Origin of the sequence: Zoogloea sp. (assembly GCF_041911615.1) — a bacterium.
Taxonomy (GTDB): Bacteria; Pseudomonadota; Gammaproteobacteria; order Burkholderiales; family Rhodocyclaceae; genus Zoogloea.
In genome coordinates, this window is the sequence record NZ_JAYROR010000013.1 from 1 (window position 1) to 3,458 (window position 3,458).

General features: G+C 72.9%; 2 protein-coding genes and 1 pseudogene. All 3 read left to right on the forward strand.

Annotation, left to right across the window (positions count from 1 at the left end; translation table 11 throughout):
* Positions 1 to 2,223: xanthine dehydrogenase molybdopterin binding subunit (xdhB, locus tag ACE3P2_RS01670; protein WP_374260200.1), on the forward strand; the 2,223-nt coding region annotated here is incomplete at its 5' end.
* On the forward strand, positions 2,220 to 3,251 hold the full coding sequence (xdhC, locus tag ACE3P2_RS01675; protein WP_374260203.1) for a xanthine dehydrogenase accessory protein XdhC: 1,032 nt from the start codon (positions 2,220 to 2,222) through the stop codon (positions 3,249 to 3,251). The genes xdhB and xdhC, both read left to right, overlap by 4 nt.
* A pseudogene (locus tag ACE3P2_RS01680) lies at positions 3,248 to 3,458 on the forward strand (hypothetical protein); the annotation flags it as partial. The gene xdhC and the pseudogene ACE3P2_RS01680, both read left to right, overlap by 4 nt.

The following is a 3,458-nucleotide window of genomic DNA, read 5'->3' on the forward strand; positions in this document are numbered from 1 at the left end:
CGGCCCGTTACCGCCCCCGCCGCCGCCCAGATAAACGCGCAGGCGTTCCTGACCTTTTTTCATCAACTCGTCGATTTCCGGGATTTGCGGGCCTTCGTCGCCCGGACGCCGCCCGCCACCGCCATTGTTCGGGCGGTGATCGTCGCCGCCGACATCCCCGGCGCCAACGACTGCGGCGCGGCGGTGCACGACGACCCGATCCTCGCCGACGGCGAGATCCTGTTCCACGGCCAGCCCCTCTTCGCAGTGGCCGCCGACACCCGCGAAGAAGCCCGCCGCGCCACCCGCCTCGCCCGCCTCGAGATCGCCCCGCTGCCGGCGCTGCTCGGCATCGACGACGCCCTCGCCGCCGAATCGTGGGTGCTCCCTCCGGTCGAGCTGCGCCGGGGCGACGCCGACGCCGCGCTCGCTGCCGCACCCCACCGCCTCGCCGGACAGGTGCGCGTCGGCGGCCAGGAACACTTCTACCTCGAAGGCCAGGTGAGCCTCGCGATCCCGCAAGAGGACGACAGCCTGCACCTGATCGCCTCCACCCAGCACCCGGCGGAAGTCCAGCGCGCGGTGGCCCGGGCGCTGGGCTGGCCCATGAACCAGGTCAGCTGCGAGTGCCGGCGCATGGGCGGCGGCTTCGGCGGCAAGGAATCCCAGGCCGCCCAGTGGGCCTGTCTCGCCGCACTGCTGGCGCGGCGCACCGGGCGGCCGGTCAAGCTGCGCCTGGACCGCGACGACGACATGCGCGCCACCGGCAAGCGCCACGATTTCCGCATCGACTACGACGCCGGCTTCGACGCCGCCGGCCGCCTCCTCGGCCTGCGCCTGCAGCTCGCGTCCCGCTGCGGCTTCTCGGCCGACCTCTCCGGCCCGATCAACGACCGCGCCGTGCTCCACGCCGACAACGCCTACTACCTCGACGCGGTGGCGATCCGCAGCCTGCGCTGCCGCACCCACACCGTCTCCAACACCGCCTTCCGGGGCTTCGGCGGGCCCCAGGGCATGTTCGCCATCGAATCGGTCATCGACGACATCGCCCGCCACCTCGGGCACGACCCGCTCGCCGTACGTCGCGCCAACTTCTACGCCCCCGGCCGCGACACCACGCCCTACGACATGCGCGTCGACGACGACGTGCTCGGCCCGTTGGTGGACCAACTCGTCACCCGCGCCGACTACGCCGCCCGCCGCGCCGCCATCGCCGATTTCAACGCCGCCAGCCCGGTGCTCAAGCGCGGCATCGCCCTCACCCCGGTCAAGTTCGGCATCGCCTTCACCGCCACCTTCTTCAACCAGGCCGGCGCGCTGGTGCATGTCTACACCGACGGCAGCGTGCGCGTCGCCCACGGCGGCACCGAGATGGGCCAGGGCCTGCACACCAAGATCCGCCAGATCGTCGCCGCCGAATTCGGGCTGGGCGTGGATGCGGTACGCCTGTCCGCCACCGACACCACCCGGGTGCCCAACACCTCGGCCACCGCCGCCTCCAGCGGCACCGATCTCAACGGCAAGGCCGCCCAGGCCGCCTGCCGGGCGATCCGCCGGCGGATCGCGTATTTCCTGGCTGCGCGCCACGACTGCGCCGCCGACGCCATCGTCTTCGCCAACGGCCGGGTACGCGCGCCGGGCGTGGATCTCGCCTTCGCCGAGGCAGCCGCCGCGGCCTACCTCGCCCGCGTGCAGCTGTGGGACGCCGGCTTCTACAAGACGCCCAAGGTGCATGTCGATCCGCTCACCCTGCAAGGCCGCCCCTTCCTGTACTTCGCCTGGGGCGCGGCGGTCAGCGAAGTCGCCATCGACACCCTGACCGGCGAACACCGGGTGCTGCGCGTGGACATCCTTCACGACACCGGCCGCAGCATCAACCCCGCCATCGACATCGGCCAGATCGAAGGCGGCTTCGTGCAGGGCATGGGCTGGCTCACCTGCGAAGAACTCGTCTTCGGCGCCGACGGCCGCCTGCTCACCCACGCCCCGTCCACGTACAAGATTCCCACCGCGGCCGACCTGCCGACGGACTTCCGCGTGGCCCTGTTCGAACGCCCCAACGCCGAACCCACCATTCACCGCGCCAAGGCCGTCGGCGAGCCACCGCTGATGCTCGCCCTGTCGGTCTTCTTCGCCCTGCGCGACGCCGTCGCCGCCGCGCGCAGCCCCGGCGACCGCCCCCGCCTCGACGCACCGGCCACCCCCGAGGCCGTGCTGCGCGCCCTCGCAGGAGGAAGCCTGTGAACGCCACCGACTGGATTCACGCCCTCATCGACCAACTCGCCGCCGGCGAAGCGGCCGTGCTGCTCACCGTCGTCCATGCCGTCGGCTCCACCCCGCGCGCAGCCGGCGCGACGATGGTCGTCGGCCACGCCCAGCACTGCGGCAGCATCGGCGGCGGCCAGCTCGAACTGCAGGCCGAAAGCGCCGCCTTCGCGCTGCTCGAACGCGACAGCCCGCCGCGCCTGCTGCGCTTCGCCCTCGGTCCGTCCCTCGGCCAGTGCTGCGGCGGGCTGGTATGGGTGCTCGCCGAACGCATCGCCCCCGCCGCCCTGCCCGACTGGCAGACCCGCCGCGACTGGCTCGGCGACCACTTCGGGCTGCTGCGGCAGATCGCCGACGGCGAACTCCAGTCGCGCTGGCAACGGGTCGCCGCCCACAACGGCAACGAAGGCCCCGACTTCACCCACTTCGAAACCCACGACGCGCACTGGCGGCTCACCCAGCAGATGGGCGCCGAGCCCTTCCCGGTGCGGGTATTCGGCGCCGGCCACGTGGGCAGTGCGGTGGTCAATGCCCTCGCCCCGCTGGGCGCGCGGATCGGCTGGATCGACGGCCGCGAATACCTGTTTCCAGACGAACTGCCCGACAACGTCGTCCCGATCGCCACCGACACCCCGACCGCCGAGGTCCGCGACGCCCCGCCGGGCACCTACTTCCTGATCATGACCCACAGCCACGCGCTCGATTTCGAGCTCTGCGAAGCGATCTTCGCGCGCCAGGATTTCGCCTGGTTCGGCCTGATCGGCTCCACCTCCAAGCGCAACAACTTCGCCCGCCAGCTCACCGCCCGCGGCCTGCCCCCCGGCCGGCTGGCCGACCTCACCTGCCCGATCGGCATCGCCGGCATCCAGGGCAAGCAGCCGGAAGTCATCGCCGCTGCGGTCGCCGCCCAGCTCCTGCAGGTGCGCGAGGCCCGCAGCGCGATCCTCCACGCCACCCACCCCGGCCCCGACGTGCCGCCACTATCGTCGCTCCCCCGCCCCCAATGATGCCGCCCCCCGCCCCCGCCGACGCCCCCGTGCTGGTGCGCGGCCAGCTCCTGCACTTCCTGGCCGACCCCGGCCCCGCCGACGACCCCGCCGCCTGGCGCTACGAGGACGACGGCGCCCTGTGGATCGAAGCCGGCCACATCCGCGCCGCCGGCCCGTGGGATGCCGTCGTGGCCGCCCTGCCGCCCGAGGCGCGCGCCCGCGCCC